The sequence below is a fragment of the Cognatundibacterium oligocarboniphilum genome (assembly GCF_013377855.1).
GTDB lineage: Bacteria > Pseudomonadota > Gammaproteobacteria > Burkholderiales > Burkholderiaceae_D > Undibacterium > Undibacterium oligocarboniphilum.
Window position 1 is genome coordinate 1 of sequence record NZ_JABXYJ010000006.1, and the last position, 23752, is coordinate 23752.

At 52.2% G+C, this 23752-nt stretch carries 19 protein-coding genes; 3 read left to right on the forward strand and 16 right to left on the reverse strand.

Features of this window, described 5'->3' with window-relative positions:
* Window positions 1-153: 153 nt before the first annotated feature.
* The 9 genes from HV832_RS11260 to HV832_RS11300 form a co-directional block, all read right to left on the reverse strand.
* On the reverse strand, window positions 154-432 hold the full coding sequence (locus HV832_RS11260; RefSeq protein WP_176803951.1) for a hypothetical protein: 279 nt from the start codon (window positions 430-432) through the stop codon (window positions 154-156).
* A 136-nt stretch (window positions 433-568) separates the two neighbouring features.
* On the reverse strand, window positions 569-1243 hold the full coding sequence (locus tag HV832_RS11265) for a DUF6348 family protein (protein ID WP_176803952.1): 675 nt from the start codon (window positions 1241-1243) through the stop codon (window positions 569-571).
* 285 nt (window positions 1244-1528) lie between these two features.
* Window positions 1529-3388 carry a glucokinase gene (locus HV832_RS11270; protein WP_176803953.1) on the reverse strand — a complete coding sequence of 620 codons (1860 nt, stop codon included), beginning with the start codon at window positions 3386-3388 and terminating at the stop codon, window positions 1529-1531.
* 130 nt (window positions 3389-3518) lie between these two features.
* Window positions 3519-5933: a glycoside hydrolase family 31 protein gene (locus HV832_RS11275; RefSeq protein WP_176803954.1), complete on the reverse strand. Its 2415-nt coding sequence runs from the start codon at window positions 5931-5933 to the stop codon at window positions 3519-3521.
* On the reverse strand, window positions 5933-7678 hold the full coding sequence (locus tag HV832_RS11280; protein WP_176803955.1) for an alpha-amylase family glycosyl hydrolase: 1746 nt from the start codon (window positions 7676-7678) through the stop codon (window positions 5933-5935). Before HV832_RS11280 ends, HV832_RS11275 begins: the two co-directional genes overlap by 1 nt.
* Before the next feature lie 117 nt (window positions 7679-7795).
* Complete coding sequence (locus HV832_RS11285) at window positions 7796-9109, reverse strand: MFS transporter (protein ID WP_223827282.1); 1314 nt, start codon at window positions 9107-9109, stop codon at window positions 7796-7798.
* A gap of 87 nt (window positions 9110-9196) precedes the next feature.
* The gene (locus HV832_RS11290) at window positions 9197-10471 is read right to left on the reverse strand and encodes a cation:proton antiporter (protein WP_176803956.1); all 1275 of its coding nucleotides are present in this window, start codon (window positions 10469-10471) and stop codon (window positions 9197-9199) included.
* 24 nt (window positions 10472-10495) lie between these two features.
* On the reverse strand, window positions 10496-12007 hold the full coding sequence (locus HV832_RS11295) for a tryptophan halogenase family protein (RefSeq protein ID WP_176804288.1): 1512 nt from the start codon (window positions 12005-12007) through the stop codon (window positions 10496-10498).
* A gap of 130 nt (window positions 12008-12137) precedes the next feature.
* Window positions 12138-14906 carry a TonB-dependent receptor gene (locus tag HV832_RS11300; RefSeq protein ID WP_176803957.1) on the reverse strand — a complete coding sequence of 923 codons (2769 nt, stop codon included), beginning with the start codon at window positions 14904-14906 and terminating at the stop codon, window positions 12138-12140.
* 479 nt (window positions 14907-15385) lie between these two features.
* On the opposite strand from HV832_RS11300, the gene HV832_RS11305 reads away from it, so the two are divergent.
* Window positions 15386-15748: a hypothetical protein gene (locus HV832_RS11305; protein ID WP_176803958.1), complete on the forward strand. Its 363-nt coding sequence runs from the start codon at window positions 15386-15388 to the stop codon at window positions 15746-15748.
* A 104-nt stretch (window positions 15749-15852) separates the two neighbouring features.
* Here HV832_RS11305 and lnt read toward each other — a convergent pair whose 3' ends face one another.
* From lnt to HV832_RS11340, 7 genes are all read right to left on the reverse strand, one after another.
* Window positions 15853-17424, reverse strand: a complete 1572-nt coding sequence (lnt, locus tag HV832_RS11310) for an apolipoprotein N-acyltransferase (protein WP_176803959.1) — start codon at window positions 17422-17424, stop codon at window positions 15853-15855.
* Complete coding sequence (locus HV832_RS11315; protein WP_176803960.1) at window positions 17417-18295, reverse strand: CorC family transporter; 879 nt, start codon at window positions 18293-18295, stop codon at window positions 17417-17419. Before HV832_RS11315 ends, lnt begins: the two co-directional genes overlap by 8 nt.
* A gap of 158 nt (window positions 18296-18453) precedes the next feature.
* Window positions 18454-19347 (reverse strand): ion channel, encoded by an 894-nt coding sequence (locus HV832_RS11320; protein ID WP_176803961.1) that lies wholly within the window; start codon window positions 19345-19347, stop codon window positions 18454-18456.
* 42 nt (window positions 19348-19389) lie between these two features.
* Entirely contained in the window at window positions 19390-19866 is a 477-nt protein-coding gene (ybeY, locus tag HV832_RS11325; RefSeq protein WP_176803962.1) for an rRNA maturation RNase YbeY, read from the reverse strand.
* A complete protein-coding gene (locus HV832_RS11330) occupies window positions 19850-20950 on the reverse strand; it encodes a PhoH family protein (RefSeq protein ID WP_176803963.1) in 1101 nt (366 codons plus the stop codon). Before HV832_RS11330 ends, ybeY begins: the two co-directional genes overlap by 17 nt.
* A complete protein-coding gene (gene miaB / locus HV832_RS11335; protein WP_176803964.1) occupies window positions 20950-22290 on the reverse strand; it encodes a tRNA (N6-isopentenyl adenosine(37)-C2)-methylthiotransferase MiaB in 1341 nt (446 codons plus the stop codon). The genes HV832_RS11330 and miaB overlap by 1 nt, the downstream gene beginning before the upstream one ends.
* A gap of 76 nt (window positions 22291-22366) precedes the next feature.
* Window positions 22367-22756 carry a hypothetical protein gene (locus HV832_RS11340; protein WP_176803965.1) on the reverse strand — a complete coding sequence of 130 codons (390 nt, stop codon included), beginning with the start codon at window positions 22754-22756 and terminating at the stop codon, window positions 22367-22369.
* A gap of 179 nt (window positions 22757-22935) precedes the next feature.
* Between HV832_RS11340 and HV832_RS11345 the strand changes: the two genes are divergently transcribed.
* Complete coding sequence (locus tag HV832_RS11345; protein ID WP_176803966.1) at window positions 22936-23445, forward strand: flavin reductase family protein; 510 nt, start codon at window positions 22936-22938, stop codon at window positions 23443-23445.
* An 11-nt stretch (window positions 23446-23456) separates the two neighbouring features.
* Entirely contained in the window at window positions 23457-23714 is a 258-nt protein-coding gene (locus tag HV832_RS11350) for a SemiSWEET transporter (protein WP_218132030.1), read from the forward strand.
* Window positions 23715-23752 lie beyond the last annotated feature (38 nt).

Below are 23752 nucleotides of genomic sequence, written 5' to 3' on the forward strand. Positions count from 1 at the left end.
TGGTGGGTAATGAGCAGTTCTTGAAGTGAAGTAGTCTCTGCCATCAGTGATGCGCTCATCCGGCATCATCTCCAACAAAAAGCAGGGTTAATCCCTGCTTTTTTCATATCCCGTTGCGTCGTTTTTCGTCAACAGCACGCATATTGAATTGACTTATGACAAGCTATTCAGATGGGAAGTTTTCTCTTCCCTTTGCCGCCACATGGTCAGGATATTGGAGATCATCAAAATCAGACTGCATACACCGGTAATCGCCGGCAAGACCCAGCGAACGACAATCAATACCCATTCCTGCTGATGTATATTCAATTGATGGAACCATGTATCAGCGACCGGTACCAGATATTGGACAATCAAAGAAGGGAATACGACCACAAACCAGGCCATGCCGGCTGCAATCAATATTGCAGTAAAACGTAAGCATATTTGCATACACTACCTCTCTTTCTGTTTCCGGAAAGGCCAGATATGAACTGCCTTACCAAGGCCATGTGCAGACAAGATGAGTCATTCATTAATCCAGCCAGCAGATCTCTTTTCCGTTCACTCATTCCCACTGTTTTTTGCTTTAATCTTTGACCGTCACAGCAGGAATTTGACGTGTAGACCGGATCATCAGATACTGTTTCCTGAATTCTAATCCACGATCCTGCCATTTGGCAGCATAAGCGGTCAGTGGTTCAGTCGCTGCCGGGAAATCCTCGCCATTCACACGACAATCCACTGCCAGCTTCCCAAACTGATCTCGTGATACAAACAAACGTATACCGAAAACCGTACTGGTCTGCAATAAATCGTGAAATACCGCCATGCATTCAGTAAACAGACAGCAAGGGCAAAACGGATGTTCTTCTGCTCTTTGAGGCGGTCTGCTGACAAGATGCGCAACCGGTCCCAGAATCACTTGCCGGGAAGTGGCTATGATTTCCGATGCAGCAGGTACCTGAAGCTGAATCACGGAACATGCCGAGGGCGTCAGGCTGACGGCATCCTGCAGGACAGGAAGATCCATATTGACCCAGTTTTTGAAGGCTTCCTGAATGGCGTTTTGTTCAGAAGAACCCAGCGCATGCTGGTACTCAGCAATTCCTTGCGGGAAGTAATCTGCATGCCATGCGGAGATTTTGATGCAGATTCTTACCCTGCCATCGCCGAGCGTCAACCGTTCCACGGCTTCGGTGGAAAATATCAGGCCGCCCGGTAAACTTACGTGCAGATTCTGTTCCGCTGATTCAAAGGGCATTCCCGCTGTGCGCAATGCCGCCATCATGGCTATCAGTAAAGCCGGATCACTTTTTACTGGCAGCCTGAACAGCGACTGATCACGCGATGCCGGGGTAAATTTATTTTTTAGCCGCTCAAAAATTGACATAAGGAAGATAAAGAAATTTCTGACAGGACTAAGACCGCCACTGCAGTTATCCAGAAACAAGGATCAAATCCGGCATTGTACTTTTTTTGTGGTTCCACCGGAAATGTCGCCTGCGGTCATTTCGCTGCCCACAGGCAGGTCACAATCAGTGGTGAATCAGCTGTCCAGATGAGAAATCAGCAGATGACTCAGGCGCGATGCCTCCTGCTGTCGGAGATCATCACTGCCGGGTGCATCCACCGACAATCCGACGGCAAGAATATCGATCAGCAGCAGTTGCAGGATGCGCGAAATCATTGACAGGAAAGTGGAATTATCTTCCGTATGATTTACCGCCAGGCAAACGCTGGCTTTTTTGGCCAGTGGCGACTGATGCGGAGTGATGGCAATCACATCTGCGCCAGCATTGAGTGCGATATCCACGGCATGCAACAATTCTGTCAATTTACCTGAATTAGAGACCACGATCACAACATCCCCGGGATTGAGCAATTCTGCGGCCATCGAAAATAAATGTGCGTCCCCGTAGCTGGCCGTGGGAATCCGGAAACGGAAAAATTTATGCTGCCCATCCAGCGCTACGGCACGTGCATTACCCATCGCATAGAATTCAACTTTCTTTGCTTTGCGCAGCAAAGCAATTGCCTGATCGATTGCATGCACTTCCAGCTGATCACGGAAATTCAGAATCGCTGAAACGGTATTATCAATCACCTTGGCGCTCAGATCATGCGTGCTGTCGCTTCGTCTGACCTGACTATGTCTGACCGGAATCGTTCCTGTCAGACTGCTGGCAAATTTGAGTTTAAAATCCGCCAGCCCGGTAAAACCCAGCGAACGACAGAAACGGATGACTGTCGGCTGGCTGACATCCGCCAGACGGGCAATTTCTGCAATCGCTTCATTCAGCACAGTCCGTGGATTTTCCAGTACCAGCGTTGCGACCCTGCGTTCAGCCGGCGTCAGTTCCCGCTGAATTTGCTGTATACGCTCCATCAGGGCACTGTCGCCGCTACGTCCCCGTAAATGTTCGGACAAAATTGCAGAAACGCCGTAAAACGCAGGGTTCGGCGTCGTGATGACGTAAGTCGGAATCTGCGCCAGGTAGGAGGTAAAACGTCCTTTGGCCTCAAACCGCGCACGGAAAGAAGATTGCTTAAACTGTTCGCCCATCAGGGGCACAATACCGCCGCCGATATAGATGCCGCCAAATGCACCCAGCGTCACGGCAAGATTAGCGCTGAAACTGCCCAACATGCCGCAGAAACACTCCAGTGCTTCCGCGCATAGCGGCTCAGCGCCGCTCAGGCCACGCTGCATGATATCCTGTGCCGGCAGCGCGCCGGTAGCAGACTGGCTGCGGTATGCCAGAGCACGGTAAATCAGCTCCAGCCCCGGCCCGGAAATTAAACGCTCGGTCGAAACATGCGACCATTCTTTCCAGGCAAACTGCAGGATCGCGTATTCCCGTTCATCGCATGGCGCAAAATTGACGTGCCCGCCTTCCGAGCCAAGTGTCACGAAACCGTCGGACGTCGGGATCAGACCGGACACACCGAGGCCAGTTCCCGGCCCCAGCACGCCAATCACCGATTTCGCTACCGGAGAGCCACCGCCAACCTGCATCAGATCACTGGCCTGCAACCCCGGCAAGGACATGGCAAGCGCCGTAAAATCATTGACGATCAGCAGCGTATACAAGCCGAATTCGCGCCGGACCGCTTCAATCGAAAACGTCCAGTCGCGGTTGGTCATCCGCACATCGTCGCCATCGACCGGATTGGCAATCGCAAAAGCAGCATGGTGGATGCGGTTTCCCTGATGTGCATCGAGATAGGCGCGCAACAAAGGTACGATGCCGGCATATTCGTCGCATTTCAAAATCCGCACGGCGGAAAATACGCCGGTTGCCGTCTCCAGCGTGAAGCGTGCATGCGTGGCGCCAATATCTGCGAGTAAGCGCGGGCCGCCGGAAAATCCGGCACCGCCATGTTCTGCTAATGCTTGTTCAGTCATAGTTCTTTGTAGATACTTTCCGATAAGACCCGGAACAATGACATCCGGTTTCACGCACCTGGGATAACAGGCGCACAAAAGCTTTGCAATTTACCACAGCACGGACCACTGATACCATTTTCAATGCATATCAATCAGATAATTTCACGGAAATTTCCGGCCGCTCCTGATCTTTCCATGCCAGCATGATTTTCAGCTCCCCGGTACTGGCGTTCCAGTCAAATGCCAGTGGCGTATTTCCTGCGATTACCTGAACAGGCCGGGTATGGATACGGTGAATCGTGATCGCGGTTTTTCTGTCACGGGATGGATAATTTTTACCGGTGGTGCAGCTCAATTGCAGATGTAATGTCCCGCGGGCAAATTCGCTCTGAAAATAGATCACGGCATATTTTTGCTGCGCAACCGAATCGGCTGTTTCACCATCATCGTCAAACAGCTTGCCCGAAGCATGCGCGACACTGGCATCATGAAAATAATGCAGATCAAATTCGCTGCCCGAATACTGACGGGTATTCTGTATCGGCTTTGCCATCGGAATAAACGCACCGGCGCGGACAAATACCGGAATATGGTCAGCCACGATCTTCACCTTGGCTGAACTGCCTGCAGCATGTACCTCACCGCTGTAAAAATCGAACCAGTTACGGTCTCCCGGGAAATAGATTTCAGCCTGTTGCTGACCTGCCTGCAGCACAGGATGCACCAGAAACTCACTGCCCCACAGATAACTGTCCGCCACGGTGCTTAATGCGGAATTGCCTGGTTCCGCAAAAAACAAGGGGCGCATCAGCGGCAATCCCGTCTCGTGGTTGTCAAATGCCAGCGTGTAGTTGTAGGGCAGCAGGCGATAACGCAGTTCAATCGCGGCTTTCGCCAGCGCTTTGACGCTGTCTGCGCGGAATACCGGTTCGGAGGCGACTTCTTCCTGTGCATGCGGACGGAATACCGGCTGGAATACGCCATACTGCAGCCAGCGTGCATACAATTCATCATCCAGATTAGGGCCGGCAAAACCGCCCAAATCAGAATGCATGTAAGCCATGCCCTGCATCCCCATCTGCAGCGCAATTTCCGGTTGCGAGCGCAAGCCACCCCAACTGCGGTTGACATCGCCAGACCAAGGAATCATACCGTAGCGTTGCGAGCCGGAATAGCCTGCGCGCATCAGGATGAATGGCCGCTCCTGAGGAAAATCTCGCGCATATCCTTCGGCAATCAGTTTGGCCCATTCATGCCCGTAAATATTATGCACTTCATCTGCACTGCCATTTTTATGTTGTAACGCGGCAGGATGCACTTCCGGCTCACCCAGATCACCCCACCATCCCGTCACACCCTTAGCTTTCAATGTCTTGTACACATTCCAGAACCAGTCGCGCGCATGTGGATCGAGCAGGTCAATCAGACCGGTATGGCCAAAATAAAAATCGTAAGTGAACGGCTTTCCCTGCTGATCTGTGGCGAGAATTTTTTCGTCAACCGCTTCCTTCCATCGTCCGGAAGTGGTCAGAATAAATGGCTCGGTAATCAGAATCGTCTTGATTCCCTGCTGCCGGAAATCTGAGATCATTTTTTCCGGTTGCGGAAAATTATCCGGATCAAAGGTGAGATTTCCCAGGGTTCCCTTGATCTCTTTTCCAAACCAGTACAGATCAAAAATAATCGCATCGACCGGTATCTGCTCAGCCTGAAACCGTGCGATCACTGCACGCGCCTCGGCTTCCGAATGATAACCAAAGCGGCTGGCAAAATTCCCGAATGCCCAGCGCGGTGGTAAAGGCTGATGTCCTGTAAGGTTCACGTAGCCGGCACTCAGTTGCTCCCAACTGTCTCCAGCAATCACCTGATAAACTTTTCTGCCACCAATCGTTTCGTAAGCCAGCGTATTGTCTTTCTGGCTGTCGAGATCAAGAAAGCCAATCGCTGCATTATCAAAGTGAATTCCGTACATCCGGGATGACAACACCAGAGGTATGGAAAAATTCATCTGCTCGGAATGTTCCTCGTAACCGTAATGCGCCTTGTTATACAACGGCAAGCGATAACCACGCCGGTTCATTCCCAGCGCCCGGGCGCCAGCGCCATACAACACTTCATCGCTGGTCAGATTAAAATCCAGCCGCTCTCCTGTGGCAATCTTGCTGTAACCCTGCTTTTCCGAAAATAGCAATCTGTTTTTGTAGCGGTAGCTGATCTGGAATGGATGTTCCTGAATATGGACGGTCATATCGCCTGCCTGATAATCCACCCCGTCGGCCATCTTCTTCAGCAATGCCGGAATTTTTTCCGGCTGCAGCACGACCGCATGCGATACCGGAACCGACATCTGCTGACCGCGCGGAATGAAACTGGTTTCCACTATCTGCGCACTATACGGACGGAATTGATATTCGCCATCGTTCGTCACCACGCGCAGCGAATCAGGCTGCTGCTGTATCGTTTGTACGATCCGGCCGGCATTCTGTGCCAGCACGGACGTACTGACGAATACCAGAAAACAGGCGATGCCGCCCAGATACTGCAGGTGATTTTTTTTCTTCATTATTTATTCAGCTCAATCAAAGCAACAGGAAGGCGGCTATCAAATCGGACGGTTCCCTTCACGACTGTTGCCGTTTTTCCGGAGTAAGCATCGCGCACTGAGACGCCATCATTAAATGCCCCCTGAACCGTAATCACAGAATCACGATCTGCGGGTAAATCCAGCGCCACCACGACCTGATCGAGCACACCCTGCCGGTTCAGCGTCCGTTTGAATGTATAAGGCTGGGTTGCCATCATCTGATGCACTCCTGCACCGACAGCAGGATGCGCGTGACGGAATAAACCGAGCTTTCGCCAGTGCGTCAGAATGTCAGCAACGTGAACACTACCCTGCATGGAGTTGGCTGCAATCGCATCCCAGTTCATGAACGAGCGCAGTCTAGCATCACCGTTTGCAGTAGTAACGTCAATATTTCTCGCCGTTTCATCGCCATAATAAATCTGCGCCGACCCCGGACTCAGCAGCAGCCGGGTGCCGGCTTCCAGCGGTTTCTGACGATGCAGATCAAACGGCCGGTCATCGTCATGTGAGCTGATATAGTTCAGAACCGAATAGCCACTTAATTCACCATGCAGCTTTCCGGAATAACTGCTGAACAGGTTTTCATAAGTCTGGGTGGCATCATATTTAAATCCGAAGTTAATCAGGCTGTCGAACCCATAATTATAAAAATTAATCTTCGTTCCACCGTCCATCGTAAAATATTGGCCGGCTCCGATGCCATATGATCCGACCTCACCGGTCATGAAAAACGCCTGGTCACCGGTTTTCTTTGCGGGATTTGCTACTTTCCAGTCTTCATATGCCTGACTGGCCAGCTGTTTCAGCTCCTTCCAGACCTGAGGCTCCACATGTTTTGTAGTATCGGCGCGGAATCCATCAACGCCATATTTCCGGACCCAGTCGGTCTGCCACTTCATCAGGTAATAACGAGGAGCCCTTGGAAATCCGGTACGGGCAAAAAATGCATCGAGCTCAGCCACCTCCTTTTCGTAACGGCCTTCAGTTTTCCATTTATCGACCAGAAATCCAGGCAGAGCGACCTGCGCATCACTCTCTGTGCGGATATCCGGCAACCCCTTTACCAATGCACAAGTTACCGTACTTGGAATATCCTTGTAGGTGCAGACCGGCTCATCGCGCACCCAGCTGGCCGGCCACGGAGAGTCCTGCGATGTGACGGGGCCGACATGATTCATGACGATATCGAGCAGAATGTGAATGCCATGCGCATGCGCGGTATCGACCAGCTCCTGCATGTCCTGCGCCGTTCCCAGATTGGCATCGACACTGGTGAAATCGCGCGCCCAGTAACCATGAAAAGCATACGATACGCCGCTGCCTTCATCGGTGGAGCCGTGAATCTGCTCTACCGGCGGCGTCAGCCAGATTGCATCCACACCAAGCTGATCAAAATATCCTTCCCTGATTTTTGCCGTAATGCCCGCCAGATCGCCGCCCATATAACCCCGCAATTCGGCGGCATCGGCCTTGCGTCCATAAGCCAGGTCATTGCGTGGATCAACATTGTTAAACCGGTCGGTCAGCAAAAAATAGACCGTTGCGTTATCCCAGGAAAAAGGCAGCGTGCCTGCTGCGACTGGGGTCGGGACTGGAACGGCAACTGGCGGTAATGCGGATTGCTCCTGACTATTTCCGGCACAGGCAGTCAGACTGGAAAATACAGCCGATAGCAATACGCCGGACAACACGGAGCTGGATAAGAAAGCATTTTTTTTCATCGTCACCTCATACTGAACACTGTCTCATTACAGAATACAGTCTGATCAGTACATCAGAATTGATATTGATAACCGGGACCCCGGATGCTGCAACAGCACCCGGAATCATGGCCATAGTTACTGAGCCTCGGTGGATGACTCTCTGACCAACAGCGTCAGCAAGCCTGCCAATACCATACAAGCGCCGCCAGTCATCAGCGTCTGCACCGTATGACCCGCGAAAAATTGTTTGGTGATAAAGCCGAGCAGCAAGCCGCTGACAATCTGGGGAATCACGATAAAGAAATTGAACACCCCCATGTAGTACCCCATTTTTTCGGCAGGCAAGGCCGCCGCCAGCAAGGCATAAGGCATCGTCAGGATGCTGGCCCAGGCAATGCCCACACCCAGCATCGGCAGCAACAGCCACACTTTCTGGCTGATGAAGAAAATACTGATCAGGCTGAGACCCCCGATGACCAGGCAAAGCAGATGCACCATTTTTTTATTGAACCGGCGAGCCAGCACAGGCAGCAGAAAAGCCGCCAGCGCAGAAGCGCCGTTATACACGGCAAACATCGTACCCACCCAGTTGCCCGCCTCCTGAAAAGCGGCTGACTGTGCGTCCTGCGTACCGAATACGGTGTCGGCAATCGCCGATGTCGTATAAATCCACATCGCAAACAAGGCAATCCAGGTAAAGAACTGGACAACTGCCAGCTGCACCATCGTGACCGGCATCTGGCCAAATCCTGCCAGTATTTCGCGGAAAGCACGTCCCATACCGCCTGTTGCGGATTTCTGTGCACGGAACTGTTCCAGATCCTCCGGTGGCAATTCATCGCTGCTCAATACCGTCCATAACACGGCGAGAAAATAAATCACGGCGCCAGCATAAAATGAATAACGGACCGTCTCAGGAATAGCGCCATTCACCGGCACATTATTGAGGCCACAAACATCGGAGAAAAAACTCGGCAACAAAGAAGCGATGACCGCGCCACAACCGATAAAAAACGTCTGCATCGCAAAGCCTGCCGTCTGCTGGGAGGCGTTCAGCTTATCGCCGACAAAGGCACGGAAAGGCTCCATCGAAACATTGATCGCGGCATCCATCAGCCACAGTACCATGACCGCCATCCATAGCGCTGTAGAATTCGGCATCATGAACAGCGCCAGCGAAGCCAGCAGGGCACCGATGAAAAAAAATGGACGGCGACGCCCCCATTTGGGATGCCAGGTATGGTCGCTGAGATAACCGATCACCGGCTGCACCAAGAGTCCGGTCACTGGCGCTGCCAGCCAGAACAAAGGTAAATCATCCGGGCTGGCACCCAGCGTGGAAAAAATCCGGCTGGTATTCGCATTCTGCAAAGCGAATCCGAACTGAATGCCAAAAAAGCCGAAACTCATATTCCACAACTGCCAGAATGACAGTGATGGCTTCTTCATTTTTTCATACATAGTCTGCTGTCTCCGTTTTCATATTTTTTATATTTCTTGTATTACTCATCTGTCTGATTTGATTTTTTAGATTTTTCAATATTCCTCAACCTGTCTTTTCCGACCTTCTGATGGTATGTCATGCCCTGCTTGCGGAAACATCCCCAACTGCGCCGGCGTCTGCGGCGGCAAAATTCGCAGGCGGGATAAAAGCGGACGGACAGCGGGGACCGTCAGCATCGTACTGGCAATCGCCATCAGCAGTAAGGCTGTAAACGTTGCGCTGCTGATGATGCCTTTTTCCAGCAACACATTGGAAAAGATAATCATAATCAGCGCCTTCGTCTGCAACAGCCATGCAATCGCCGATGTCTCTCCGGGACGCCATCCCAGAATTTTTCCGGCCAGCGAAACACCGGCAAATTTGCCACTCATTGCTGCCAGCAACAGAATTCCTGCAGCGACGAACACCAGCCCGCCGCCAATCGCCCAGGAGGTCTTGAGCCCGGTATTGAGGAAAAAAACCGGCATCAATACCATCAGCACATGCTCGCGGAACAAATCAAGCTTACTACGCGAAAACCATTCCGCTTCCAGCACTGTGCCCGACAAAAATGCGCCCACCATGAAATGCAGCCCTGACCAGTCAGCACCAAAGCTGCACAGCAATAGCCAGATCAGTATGGTGGCATAACGGTCTTTTTCATTCAGGCGGACAATCAGACTGCGATACATTCTGGCAGCCAGCGCAAAGCCGAGCAGGAAAATTGCCTGCCGGCCGATGCGGTTCCAGTCCATCAGAATCACAGCCAGTACTCCCCAGATCAATACATCATCCAGACTGGCATAGCGCAGGATACGCTGACCAAATTCAAGCCGCAGAATACCCAGTTTTTCCATCAGCAAAATCAAGATCGGTAATGCCGTGACCGCACATGCCATGCCGATACCCACGACAAACTGCCAGTCGCGGGCATATGCGCCACGCCAGCCGGGCATACTCAACAGCAGCAGTCCGGCCAACGCTCCGGTCAACAGCGGCATACCCAAAGCCAGTCCTGCCGTAATACAACTTTCCCTGCGATGCGCCCAGACTCCGGATAAATTCAGCTCGATCCCGGCGAGCATGACAAACAACATCACAGCCCAGATCGCAATACCATCCAGAGCACGCATCACGGACGGCTGGAAAATAGTCTGGTAAAACTCCGGAAAATACTGTCCGGCGACACCCGGCCCCAGCACAATACCGCACAATATCTGCACCACGACCAGTGGCGCGAAATCATCGGTGCGGCCTATCCTCCATATCAGATATGGCAATACAAATACCAGCAGCATCGCCAACAGGAAAATTTCGTTCTGACTCATGGCTCTTGCTCAGTGAGATGGTTTTCAGGAGCGCGCTGCAGCACAATACTGCTGAATATATGCAGCGTGATCAGGCATGGCAGCGACACAATTGGCGATCACCTGCTTCACGCTCTGCAGATATTGTTCTGTTTCCGAATCCGGCAATAAATCGGCTAACGGATGATAGATGGCAGGCCGCAGATTTTGCCCCTCCATCACCTGCAACCAGGCTTCTTCGGCAAACAATTCGTTATCAATACGAAGCAGGCGGCCATTGTTCCGGTATAGCGCAATTTTGTGTTCAAGACTCTCAGGCACACGCATATCGCTGCACATTTTCCAGAAGTCGGCATCTGTACGCTGGTTCACTTTGTAATGCAGGATTACAAAATCCCTGATCCGTTCATACTCAAAACGGGATTGGCGGTTATATTCAGCGACATCAGTCTGATTCATCTGCCGGCGCGGGAAAAAAGTAATCAGACGCGCAATCGCAGACTGAATCAGATGAATGCTGGTCGACTCCAGCGGCTCTAAAAATCCTCCGGACAACCCGATCGCAACCACATTTTTGTTCCAGGCCAGCTTGCGCATTCCGGTCTGGAAGCGCAGCATGCGCGGCTCGGCCAGCGCTTCGCCATCCAGATTAGCGAGCAGCGTTGCCACCGCCTCATCATCGCTGACATACTGGCTGCAGTACACGTATCCATTACCGATTCTGTGTTGCAGCGGAATCCGCCATTGCCATCCCGCACGGTGCGCAGTAGAGCGGGTATAAGGCAGCAATGCCGGAGCTGACGCACAGGGTACGGCAAGCGCCCTGTCGCAAGGCAACCAGTGACTCCAGTCTTCATAACCCGTTTGCAGGCACTGTTCGATCAGCAACCCGCGAAAACCTGAACAATCGATGAATAATTCAGCGTTGATCTGTTCGCCGTTTTCCATCACCAGATGCGTCACACTGCCATCTTCCTGGCTGGTGACGCAACGTACAACTTTGCCTTCGGTACGGCGCACACCGCGGCTTTCAGCAATGCCGCGCAGATATCGGGCGTACAGGCTGGCGTCAAAATGATAAGCGTGAGCGATGTCGTTGACCGGAGAATTTTCCACATCCTGTCTGGCTGGCATAAATTTGTTCGACTTTGCCGCCATACGGGTAATGGAATAAGCCGCTAACTCATCGGCCTTACCTGAACGACGCATTTTTTGCCAGTATTGGTCAAAATTCACTGTCCATAAATCCTGACCGATCTTGCCAAATCCGTGCATGTAACGATCGCCGGTTTTCCCCCAGTTGACAAATTCAATCCCCAGTTTGAAGGTACCCTGGGTCTGTCTCAGAAATTCGTTTTCATCGATACCTAATACCCGGTTGAAGCGCTGTATCATCGGAATCGTGGCTTCGCCCACACCGACGATACCGATCTCGTCCGACTCCACCACGCGGATGCTGACCTGGCCGCGTAAAACCGTCACCAGAGCCGCGGCCGTCATCCAGCCAGCCGTTCCGCCACCAACGATTACCAGCTCTTTCACCATCGGATTATCCATCGCCATCCTCACTCCGGACTGCATACAGCACTGACATGAGCTGCCATGCCTGAAAGGTACCAACCAATATCGAAAAAAGCCTCTTGCTGGCATGGGGAAACCAACAAGAGGCGTACGACTACGCTGTGAATTACAGCTTGTAGTTCAGACCAAACAGGATTGTCTTACCGTATTTGGTATTCTCAATCTCTTCTTTGGAACCGTCAGGATGCTGCTTGTAGCGGATGAATGGTGTGTTACCCAGATTGTTGACCTGCAACAGCAGAGACAATCCTTTTGCCCAGCCTTTATCAAATTCATAGCCCAGCTGCAGATCGACAATCTTCTCACCCTTGATATACGTCAGGGTGCGGTCGCCGCCGAAACCGATGATCTCACCGACGAAGTCAGAACGATAGCGTTCAGCCACGCGGAAAGAGAAGCCATGCTTTTCGTAGTACAGCGTCAGGCTGGCCACTTTCTTCGACAAACCTGGCAGTTCCATGTTGCCACCGCCGTTGCCATCTGTCGTGTTTGGTGGTGTCAGGGAGCTTTCGGTATTCGAGAAGTTCGCTACGGCACCGAAACCATCCAGCGCTTTATGCAACATACTGAAAGGCAGGGAACCAGCCAGCTCGAAACCTTTGATAGAGCCGCCACTGCCATTGGTTGGCAATGTGAACTGACCGATATTGGTGGATGCCTTCAGCGTGGTTGGCTGCAACAGCGGTGTAAAGTCAAAATTCGGATTCGTCAGGTTGATGATGTAGGAATCCAGATTTTTATAAAACACTGCTGCACTGACGTATCCCTTTTTGTCGAAATATTTTTCGACCGAGATATCCACGCCGGTAGCCCGGAACGGATTCAGCGTAGGATTACCGCCGCCGCCGACATAAATGCCTTTGGTCGTATCCAGGCTGAAACCGTTGCTGGCACGCATATCATCCATCTTCGGACGCGCCATGATTTTCGCCAGTGCAAAACGCAGATAGGTCTGATTGCCCATGTCCGCCGACAGATTCAGGCTAGGCAAGCACATCGTTAATGTCTTGCCTGCGGTGTAAGGGGCGACCGGGCGATTGGCATCGCTGGTGCCGCCATCTTTATTTACTGAGTAAGCAGACGAGCTCTGGTCAGTACGGATAAATTGCAGACCAACATTACCGGTGACAGGGAAACGACCGATCTGTGTTTCCATATTCGCTTTTGCCAGCGTAGTCCAGACTTTCTCATCGACACGCCAGTCTTTATTCCAGATATCCGGATGTTGCTTAGTCACGAAATTCAGGCCAGGAATATTGCCGGAAGCATCAAAACCAAGAATAGGAATACCGGTATCGCCAGCGAAAGCTGTGTAACCGCCGGTGATATCGAGGCCGGCGAATGCGCCGTTCGCCACCTGCAGCAGATATTCGTTGACTTCGCGTACTTTTGAGCGCTTGGAGTAATTGGTGCCGATTTCCACATCGGTGAACCAGGTGCCCTCCGGCAGATCATGCTTGCCGCTCAGGCGCAGGGAATCAATCTTGTCGTTGACTGTCGGGCCTTTGCTGTAACCAGCCTGCGGTGTACCCGGACCGCCACCCCAACCCTGACCGTCAGTGATTTTGATGATGTTCGGATCAGCATAATTAAAGTTAGTGGAAAATTTACGGCCATTGCTGGTATCGAATGTGAAGTTGCTGAACATGTTATTGCTCTTGCTCGCATCACCCGGAATGCCGGCATACACTTCCTGATCGCGCTCAACACGTTTTGCTGTTGAATGATTCAGGTCCAGTGTGGTTCTCCAACCTCCCATCTGGAGTGAGTTATTCCAGCCGATGGAGGTCATGGTTTCATTGTCGATCACAGGTTCATTACGAACAACCGGACGGACATTGTTGAATGTACCGCTGACGACATTATTGCCGCTCAGAATTGCATTGATCAGCACGCCAGGATGATCATATTGTCCGGTCGGCGAATTCCAGGAATCGTTCAGCGGCACCTGCAGAATATTTTTGGTGGTAGTGCTGTCAAACTTGGAATAGAACACGTCCAGCGTGCTGGAAAATTCTTTATTCGGCTTGAACTGAATCACTGCCATCGCACCATCGCGGGTCTGTACAGTCTTATTACTTTCCGCATTAAAACCGTTAAACGGTACATTTACTGTCTGACCGTTATAAGTCGTGGTGCCACTGCCCCAGGATTCAAATTTGGTATTGGTGCCGGAAGTATCATCCAGACGCGCAAAGCCTAAAGCGATACCGATCTTGCGATCTGCAAACTGGTCAATATAAGAAAAGCTGGCACGGCTGCCGGAACCCGGATTATCCAGGCCGGCGCCAAGGCGTTCTTTACGATAGTTGGCGGCGATGGTGCGCTTGGAAAAATCAAGCGGGCGCACTGTCTGCATATCAATCGTGCCAGACAAACCTTGCCCTACCAGCGAAGCATCCGGAGTTTTGTAAATCACCACACCACTCAGCAGTTCGGATGGGAACTGATCGAAGTACACGCTGCGACTGTCACCGGTGCTGGTCTGCTCGCGGCCATTGAGCAACGCAGAAGAAAAATCCGGCGACATACCGCGAACGCTGATCGCCTGCGCTCGGCCATTGGTCCGCTGCGCGGTCACACCCGGCAAACGGGCAATCGACTCAGCAATACTGGTATCCGGCAGTTTACCGATATCTTCTGCAGATACTGCCTCTACGATGGAGCTGGCATTTTTCTTGACCGAAATCGCCTCTTCAATCCCTTTACGGATACCGGTCACGACGACGGTATTTTCTGTCGCCACTTCCTGCGCGTAAGCGATACTGGAAAGACCCATCACCAATACAGCACATCCCGCCGCAACTGGATTTAATTTAAAACTGGTGCGCTTCAGACTCTGACTCTGATCGCGCATATATGACGCTTGTTTCATTTCTTGTCCCCTCATTTCCTATTGAACCCGCACCCTTGGAGCACTACCACTTTGTTTTTTGTAAGACATTCAGAACCGATCGTTCTGAAAATAATTTTGTACTAAAACTAGATCCACTGTCAAACAAAGACTACAAGAAACTACAAAATAAAATGCACTCCATAGGGGATTTAACGCATCATTTGCACGAATACGTTGCATTTACTCCACACCGTTAATGAAATTTCATGTAGTTCAGCTACTAAATGTAATTTAACTACTTCGCCATTAAATGCTTTTCAGGTTACTCAGAATTTCAAAAATACAATCGTTTGCATTTTTAACTTATGTCAAGAGTGAGGATACCAACTGCGCGCGCGTCCCTGGTGACAAGTAAGAACTGCCGTCTGTGCTATAGTCTCGCCGCATTCACACTTCTTTATGACTTCAGCGGCAATATGTAAACGCATGGGTTTACGGCGCCTGCAATTGGAACCGACATGAATCACAAACTCAGCATTGATGAATACGATGCGCTGACGCTCATCAGCAACATGCCGAAAGGCGCCAAACCCAACGCTTGCGTTAACCGGAATGCAAAACGCTTATCCGGCATCAAGCTGATTGCCTTTCGCCGTGACGGCGGTCTTGAACTCACCGAAAGCGGACGGGAGACCTTATTCATCAAACAGTGTATTGATGGATTAAGAGCAATTGCGGCGAATTCGGATGCCTTATTACCAGGGCCGGTGATGGTGTTTTTACAGAAAAAGGGGCATGTAACGACGGATACGGCTTCTGGTCGTATCAGCATCAGTCAGCGCGGGCAGGAAAGTCTGGCAGATATTGACGCCAATATCTGATCTGCTGTCTGCCGCCCGGGCAGGTAACTGGCATGCTGTGCGTTGCGCTCAGTACGCAGGGTTGAAGTTGTCAGACCGCTTTCAGCCTGAATATGCGCTTGAAATCAGCGAGCGGAACGTCGCCTGTTTGTCAGCGCAAAGCCCGCCAACAAACTCAACAACGCCAGTCCGGCGATCAGCTGATTTCCCCAGCGGATATAAGGTGTGATTCCCTGCCGCCCCTGAACTGTGGCGGACAAAATACCGCGCTCCAGATAAGGCAACAAGGCAATCTGTCTGCCACCCGCATCAATCGCGGCTGTAGCGCCGGTATTGGTTGAGCGCAGCATAGGCCGTCCGGTTTCCAGCACCCGCATGATGGAAAACTGCAAGTGCTGCGGCATCGCCACTGAATCACCATACCATGCCATATTTGACACATTCAGCAAGATCGTTGCTGCACCGGCACGATCAGCCTGTGCCGCCAGTTGTGCAGCGATTTCCTCTCCGAACAGGTCTTCGTAGCAGATATTCGGTAACACCGCCTGATCCCGGACATGCATTGCCGCCTGTAGCGGCGCCCCGGCAGTAAAGTCTCCCAGCGGGATATGCATCAGATTCACAAACCAGCGAAAACCGTAAGGAATGAATTCGCCGAAAGGCACCAGATGATGTTTATCGTAGCGATAGGCACGCTGTGCATAATCGGGTGAAAAACCGACGACGCTGTTGGCATAGCGAGCTTCGCCGTCATGCGCCGCCAGACCGATCAGCACCGCATGGCGCTGCTGCTGGGCAAACGCATTCAGCGTCGGCAGATAATCCGGCGGCAATTGCGATGACAATACCGGCAAGGCGGTTTCCGGTGTCACGATCAGATCGGCATCCTCCTGCAGTATCATGTCGTGATACAGCCGCAATGTCGCCTCGAGGTGATCAGGATCGAATTTCTGATCCTGAGTTATATTTCCCTGCAACAGGCTGATTTTCAATGGCTGCCCGGCTGGACTGGTCCAGCTGACCGACTGCAGCCAGTTGCCAGCCACCAATACCCCGGTAACAGCCAGCGGAACGGCAATTCTGATCACACGATCAGTATTCAGAAACAGTAATGCCGCCATACCTGCCAGAACCGCATTCAGCCAGCCCAGGCCCAGCACACCCAAAACCGGAGCGAAGCCGGCCAAAGGACTGGCGGTATGCGCATAACCAGAAATCGCCCACGGAAAACCCGTGAACAGAAATCCACGCAGCCATTCATTAGCCACCCATAATGCCGGGAAAAATAAGACCGCAGCGATCCAGCGTGGAGGATGCCAGCGCCGGCAGATCCAGCAGACGCTGGCGGCAAACAGTCCATAAAATAGTGCCAGATAAGCCGCCAGGAAAGCCAGGGCAATCACCGCCAAGAGCTGAGACATGCCGCCAAACCGGTGCATCGCAATCAACAGCCAGTGCGTGGCCGCATACAGAGCAGCAAAACCATATGCCCATCCAAGCAGAAACGCCCGTCCGCTGGTCAGGCGCGCCACGTCATGCCGCAGCAACAGGATAAATAGCAGTGCCGGTGTTGCGATCTGTAACAACCAGAGATGGAATGGGGCAAACGAAAAAACTGTCAGGCCGCCCGCTGCCAGCATCAGCAAGCTGGAAAAGCCCAGAGAGCCGGTATATGCGGACAGGCTGAACTTACTCATGAGCAAGGGCGGTGGGCCTTTGTTCTACCTGAAGAATCTGGACTTCCCGCGCATCCGCACGCAAGACTTCAAAATGCAGTGTATCGATCTGGAATTCATCCCCTTTATGCGGCACTTCACCCAGATGATGCGAGACCAGTTCACCGATCGTCTGCCCCTCGTTGCCTGGCAGATTTACTCCCAATACGGCATTGAGCTGCTCGAGTTCGGTAATACCTTTGATGCGCCAGCGCTTTCCATTTCCCTTGTTCTCAAGCGCGAGGATGTTATCCTCTTCCTCATCGAAATCATATTCGTCGTCAATATCACCGACGATCTGCTCAAGCACATCCTCAATCGTGATCAATCCCGCCACGCCACCATACTCGTCGACAACCATCGCCATGTGATTACGGTTGGCACGAAAATCACGCAGCAAGACGTTCAAGCGCTTCGATTCAGGAATATAAATTACCGGGCGCAGCATCTCACGTACGTCGAAGGTTTCTTCCGCGTAGTAGCGGAGCAAATCTTTCGCCAGCAAAATCCCGACCACCTTATCCGGGTCGTCATCAATGACGGGAAAGCGGGAATGTGCTGCGCGCAGCACTTCCGGTATCCATTCTTCAATCGGGCGGGAAATATCGACAATATCCATCTGGGTACGCGGCACCATGATGTCACGGGCAGCCAGATCGGAAACCTGAAAAACACCTTCAATCATCGCCAGTGCATCAGCGTCAATCAGATGACGCTCTTGCGCATCTGTCAGCACGTCAAGTAATTCTGTGCGATTTTCAGGTTCAGGAGAAATGAGGGCGGTCAAACGTTCAAATAATGACCGGTGGGGTTTAAGGTCAGATGATCTGACCTTACTAGAGTGCTCTTGCATAAGGGGCATGACGCCGTTGTTTCAATCCTACAGGATACAACAAATCAGACCGTTTCCAAAATGTTGCGGGAAGCCTGCGTTGTGTTTCATCCCGAAACCGTACTGGTCATACGCCCGTCACAATCAGGCCAGCCAGAATGATATCCCGCGTGGTGTCCTCAGCCACTAAAGTCATCTAGCGGCTCGGATTCGTGAAATTTCACGTAATGCAGATGCGGGATCTCACCCTGATAAGACAAAATATCCTTGTAGCGGTGATTCCAGCGGATGGCCGAACATGGATAATAATGACGTGCCCGCTGTGTCTGATTGGTCGTTTCATCGATACCTTCAATGCTCAGCATCAGTGCGGCATTGGACATTTTGAGCTGCTCTTCGGTACAGCCAAACAGAGGGCTGGACTCGTCGATCACATGAATAATGCTCCACCCCAGACTGAATACCGGATGCTGATCGCGTTCCAGTTTCATATCGGAGATTTTACGGAAATTTCCCATCGTCGGGGTCAGTTCATTCTTCAACAGACGCAACCTGGCCGAAGCTTCGCTGATGATGTTCATACGGGCATTCGCCAGCCGGATCACCAGTATCCGGCGTCCATCCGCCATATGGCAGACCGGATGCTTTGCAAACAAAATTTGCGACCGTGGACGGGAAAAGCGTGCAAACATCACTCCGGTGGTCAGCGCAACACTGGCCATGCCGACAAAAATCTCGGCAGTCGCAATGCAGTGCGCATAAACAGTCTGCGGATGCATGTCGCCATAACCGACCGTTGCCAGCGTTTCCACGCTGAAGAAAAAAGCACCGAGAAAATTGTCCGGCGCCAGATTCGCAATCGGACTGGCGTCTAACATGTACAGGGCAGCAAACAGCGTATTGAACAGCAGGAAAATAAGGGCTGCACCGCCGAAAAACATCGGCCAGCTCGATGTCATGCAATAGTAGTAAATATCCTGCCAGACATGCTGCTCAAGACCAAGCGCAACGATATCCCGGCCGCCAATATTGATGCGGCGTCCCCGGTGTTTCTGGAAATATGGGAAATTCATCGTTAGTCTGATCCGGCAGTCATGATGACCGATCACAGCAGCTTATTGGGAAACATCCTGATAAGGATTGGGAAGCCCCAGTCCGGCGAGGATTTCGATCTCCAGCGTCTCCATTTCCTCAGCTTCCTCATCGTTTTCGTGATCATATCCCTGTGCATGCAGCACGCCATGCACGATCAGATGCTGTGCGTGCTCTACCACGGTTTTATTCTGCTCTGCAGCCTCTTTCAACAATACATCGGTACACAAAATAATATCCGCCTGCGTTACTTCCGCGTCAGCGTCTTCGGTATAGGCAAATGTCAGCACATTGGTTGCATAGTCTTTGCCGCGGTAGTCACGATTCAGACCCTGCCCTTCTTCCGCGTTCACTAAACGCAGTGTCAGTTCAGCCGGAAAGAACAAGGCAGCCTGTACTGTTTTGCGTAGTAACGGACGCGGTAGCAGCTCCTGCAGGCGGGTATCGGCATATTGGACCGACAAATTCAGTTTTGGTCTGGAATTATTTTTTTCTGCCATGATGTGCTGAACTGAGAGGATGGGTATTTTTAAGCAGACCAATGGCGGCATGATGCGCACTGGCATTGGCGTGAGCGGCTTCGTAGGCATCCACAATCCGGCCAACCAGCGGGTGACGCACCACATCGGCGCTGGTAAACTGGGTAAAGGCAATGCCCCGGATATCTCTGAGCACCTGACAGGCATCGATCAGCCCGCTTTTGTGTCCACGTGGCAGATCAACCTGCGTGGCATCTCCCGTCACAACCGCCTTGCTGCCAAAGCCGATACGGGTCAAAAACATTTTCATTTGCTCTGGTGTCGTATTCTGGGCTTCATCCAGAATAATGAATGCATGATTCAGGGTTCTGCCACGCATGTAAGCCAGCGGAGCAATTTCAATCACCTGCTTTTCAAACATTTTCTGGGTACGGTCAAACCCCAGCAAATCATACAACGCGTCATATAAGGGACGCAGATAGGGATCGACTTTCTGTGCCAGATCCCCCGGTAAAAAACCCAGCCGCTCGCCCGCTTCGACAGCAGGACGGGTCAGGATAATGCGCTTGACGGCATCGCGCTCCAGCGCGTCCACCGCACAGGCCACCGCAAGGTAAGTTTTTCCGGTGCCTGCCGGACCAATGCCGAATGTGATGTCATGCCCGACAATCGCCTGCAGATACTGATTCTGATGGGGGGTGCGGCCGCGCAAGTCGTGGCGTCGTGTTTTCAGCACCGGGCTCTCCACATCCTCCAGCACAGCTGTGTCGGCATCCGGCATGGCGGTGGCTTCATTGGCTGCAACTGGCAACACCGCCGGCGTTGTCAGGCTCTGGTTGGCGCGCTGCTCCACCAGCGCCAGCTGCACCTCATCAATCGAAATCACTTTTTTGGCCAGAGCGTAGAAATGCTCCAGTAATTCCAGTGCGCGCTCTGCGTTATGACCGCTGATGATGAATTTCTCTCCGCGCCGGAAAATCGTCACATCCAGTGCGGAGGAAATCTGGCGCAGATTCTCATCCAACGGTCCGCACAAATGCGCCAGACGGGTGTTGTCCAGCGGCTGCGGTACGAAATGTGAGACGGGCACAGGTATTTTTGCCATTATGCGGTCACTGTTTCTGCGATCAGTTCGCCACGTAAGGAGTAATTGTAGGATTCGGTGATGCGGGTATCCACCAGCGTCCCGATCAGCTCTTTTGATCCGGCAAAATTCACTACCCGGTTATTCTCCGTCCGGCCCTGCAGTTCGGCAGGATTTTTTACAGACGGACCATCCACCAGAATACGCTGTACCGTACCGATCATGGCATTGCTGTATTTTTTGGTGTTGGCATCAATCACCGCCTGCAAATGCTGAAGGCGACGCAACTTCAGCTCCTGCGGCGTATCGTCCGCCAGATTCGCGGCTGGCGTGCCGGGGCGCGGGCTGAAAATAAAGCTGAAACTGTTATCGAAACCGACATCGTCAATCAACTTCATCAACGCATTGAAATCTTCATCGGTCTCGCCGGGAAAACCGACAATAAAGTCCGACGATACAGCGATGTCTGGTCGGACCTGCTTCAATCGCCGCAGCACCGACTTGTATTCCAGCGCCGTATAGCCGCGCTTCATGGCAGACAAGATCCGGTCCGAACCATGCTGCGCCGGCAGATACAGGTGGTTCACCAGCTTCGGCACTTTGGCGTAGCAGTCGATCAGGCGCTGGGTGAATTCCTTGGGGTGACTGGTCACGAAACGGATGCGTTCAATCTGCGGGAACTCTGCAATGTATTCAATCAGCAAGGCGAAATCGGCAATCTCGCCATCTTCCATCGTGCCGCGATAGGCATTCACGTTTTGCCCAAGCAAAGTAATTTCTTTCACACCTTGTTCAGCCAGTCCAGCCACTTCTGCCAGTACGTCCTCAAACCGCCGCGACACTTCCTCACCACGGGTATAGGGCACCACGCAGTAACTGCAATATTTGCTGCAGCCTTCCATGATCGACACATAGGCTGTCGCACCTTCGATTTTTGCGGGCGGCAGGTGATCAAATTTCTCAATTTCAGGGAAACTGATATCGACCTGGGAACGGCCGGAATGACGACGCGCATCGATCAGTTGTGGCAAGCGGTGCAAAGTCTGCGGGCCGAACACCACGTCCACATAAGGTGCGCGCTTGATGATCGCCTCCCCTTCCTGGGAAGCGACGCAGCCGCCGACACCGATCAGCAGATCCGGCTTATGGCGTTTCAGTTCACGCAGGCGCCCGAGATCAGAAAACACTTTTTCCGACGCCTTTTCGCGCACACTGCAGGTATTGAGCAGGATCACGTCGGCATCTTCGGGTTTATCGGTTTTGACCAAGCCTTCGGCAACATTGAGCACATCCGCCATTTTGTCGGAATCATACTCATTCATCTGGCATCCGAAGGTTTTGATAAATACTTTTTTTTGCATCTTTTTTCTGTCTGGCAGTTCTCTATTCACTATGACAGGATGGTGGACTATCAGGCTCCGCCATCCTTTTCAAGCATTACTTAATTTCAGGATTCTTGAACGGAATCGGTTTCCACACTTCCGGCACAGGCAGCGTCTGCCCGATTTCGGTCCGGGTGAGTATCCAGATTTTGTCGATATCCCCAAACGGGTTTTCTGTGTAATTGACCTGAATCTGGCTGTCGTTCAATGTGCTGGGCAGCACAATCAGATTATCGGTACCGTAGATCCGGCTGGATGGAGCAAGATAACGCAGCTTGCCGTCCATTTTGACATCCGGATACGCAGACATATCCAGCACGCCGCGCAAGGTATTCGGCGGAAACTGACGCAGTTCCGGGGCGACCTGCGCCAGAACCGGATACGTCAGGGCCAGCATGACCAGCAATCCCATCAGGCGTTGGCAAACCAGTCGTGTCAGGCGCATCTCAGACCTCATCCATGAAATAAAAAATCCAGATAAATCAATTACTTAAACTACTAAACTATTTTTCGTCAAGGGTGCAAGTTTAACACAGACCACCAGTCGCATCATGCCTGACCGGGCGCGACGAACTGAAACCGGAAAATCTGGGATAATGCTGGCACAAAATCATGGATTCCCCGATGCACACCCTTTCTCCGCGTGCAGAAACACGCGAATTTGATCAATCCGAGTTCCGTCAGGCGCTGTCGCAGTTTGCGACCGGCGTGACGGTCATCACCACCAGACTTGCCGGCGGGCAGTTTCTCGGGCTGACTGCCAGTTCGTTTAACTCTGTTTCGCTGGAGCCGCCGCTGATCCTGTGGAGTCTCGGTAACGCAGCCAACAGCCTGCCCGTTTTCAGCGGCAACTCGCATTATGTGGTAAACGTGCTGGCCGCCGGTCAGGATTGGCTGGCGGAGCAGTTTGCCAGTCGCCGCACGGATCGCTTTGAAGGCGTGGACTACACCTTGTCGCGTACCGGCCTGCCGGTCATCAGCGGCGCCGCTGCCTGGTTTGAATGCCATAACCGCAGCCGCTATCCGGAAGGCGATCATGTCATTTTTGTCGGCGAGGTCGAACACTGCGAAATCAATCCGCAAGCGCCGCTGGTATATCATTCGGGTCGCTTCCTTCACTCCCTGTCCAAATAACTTTTCACACCATGCTGCAGACCACCGACCTGATCGGCTACATTGCCGCCTGCCTGACGACCGGCGCCTTCATTCCCCAGGCCTGGATGACCTGGCGTCGCAAGCGTGCCGAGGGCGTCTCGCTGGGGATGTATGTGCTGATGGTCACCGGTATTTCCATGTGGCTAACTTACGGCATCCTGCTGCAAGCCTGGCCCGTCATCATTGCCAACTTCATCACCATGTTGCTGGCACTGTTCATACTCGGCATGAAGCTGATTTATAAGTAACGAATCCACCATCTGCGGATATCATCGCATCAGAACTG

Excerpts from the sequence above, each read along its gene's own strand:
- HV832_RS11270 (WP_176803953.1), bottom strand. The coding sequence starts at position 3,388 with ATGACTGAACAAGCATTAGCAGAACATGGCGGTGCCGGATTTTCCGGC.
- miaB (WP_176803964.1), bottom strand. The coding sequence starts at position 22,290 with ATGCAAAAAAAAGTATTTATCAAAACCTTCGGATGCCAGATGAATGAG.
- HV832_RS11265 (WP_176803952.1), bottom strand. The coding sequence starts at position 1,243 with ATGCCCTTTGAATCAGCGGAACAGAATCTGCACGTAAGTTTACCGGGC.
- HV832_RS11275 (WP_176803954.1), bottom strand. The coding sequence starts at position 5,933 with ATGAAGAAAAAAAATCACCTGCAGTATCTGGGCGGCATCGCCTGTTTT.
- HV832_RS11290 (WP_176803956.1), bottom strand. The coding sequence starts at position 10,471 with ATGAGTCAGAACGAAATTTTCCTGTTGGCGATGCTGCTGGTATTTGTA.
- HV832_RS11295 (WP_176804288.1), bottom strand. The coding sequence starts at position 12,007 with ATGGATAATCCGATGGTGAAAGAGCTGGTAATCGTTGGTGGCGGAACG.
- HV832_RS11260 (WP_176803951.1), bottom strand. The coding sequence starts at position 432 with ATGCAAATATGCTTACGTTTTACTGCAATATTGATTGCAGCCGGCATG.
- HV832_RS11305 (WP_176803958.1), top strand. The coding sequence starts at position 15,386 with ATGAATCACAAACTCAGCATTGATGAATACGATGCGCTGACGCTCATC.
- HV832_RS11300 (WP_176803957.1), bottom strand. The coding sequence starts at position 14,906 with ATGAAACAAGCGTCATATATGCGCGATCAGAGTCAGAGTCTGAAGCGC.
- HV832_RS11285 (WP_223827282.1), bottom strand. The coding sequence starts at position 9,109 with ATGAAGAAGCCATCACTGTCATTCTGGCAGTTGTGGAATATGAGTTTC.
- lnt (WP_176803959.1), bottom strand. The coding sequence starts at position 17,424 with ATGAGTAAGTTCAGCCTGTCCGCATATACCGGCTCTCTGGGCTTTTCC.
- HV832_RS11280 (WP_176803955.1), bottom strand. The coding sequence starts at position 7,678 with ATGAAAAAAAATGCTTTCTTATCCAGCTCCGTGTTGTCCGGCGTATTG.
- HV832_RS11340 (WP_176803965.1), bottom strand. The coding sequence starts at position 22,756 with ATGCGCCTGACACGACTGGTTTGCCAACGCCTGATGGGATTGCTGGTC.
- HV832_RS11350 (WP_218132030.1), top strand. The coding sequence starts at position 23,457 with ATGCTGCAGACCACCGACCTGATCGGCTACATTGCCGCCTGCCTGACG.
- HV832_RS11345 (WP_176803966.1), top strand. The coding sequence starts at position 22,936 with ATGCACACCCTTTCTCCGCGTGCAGAAACACGCGAATTTGATCAATCC.
- HV832_RS11320 (WP_176803961.1), bottom strand. The coding sequence starts at position 19,347 with ATGAATTTCCCATATTTCCAGAAACACCGGGGACGCCGCATCAATATT.
- ybeY (WP_176803962.1), bottom strand. The coding sequence starts at position 19,866 with ATGGCAGAAAAAAATAATTCCAGACCAAAACTGAATTTGTCGGTCCAA.
- HV832_RS11315 (WP_176803960.1), bottom strand. The coding sequence starts at position 18,295 with ATGCAAGAGCACTCTAGTAAGGTCAGATCATCTGACCTTAAACCCCAC.
- HV832_RS11330 (WP_176803963.1), bottom strand. The coding sequence starts at position 20,950 with ATGGCAAAAATACCTGTGCCCGTCTCACATTTCGTACCGCAGCCGCTG.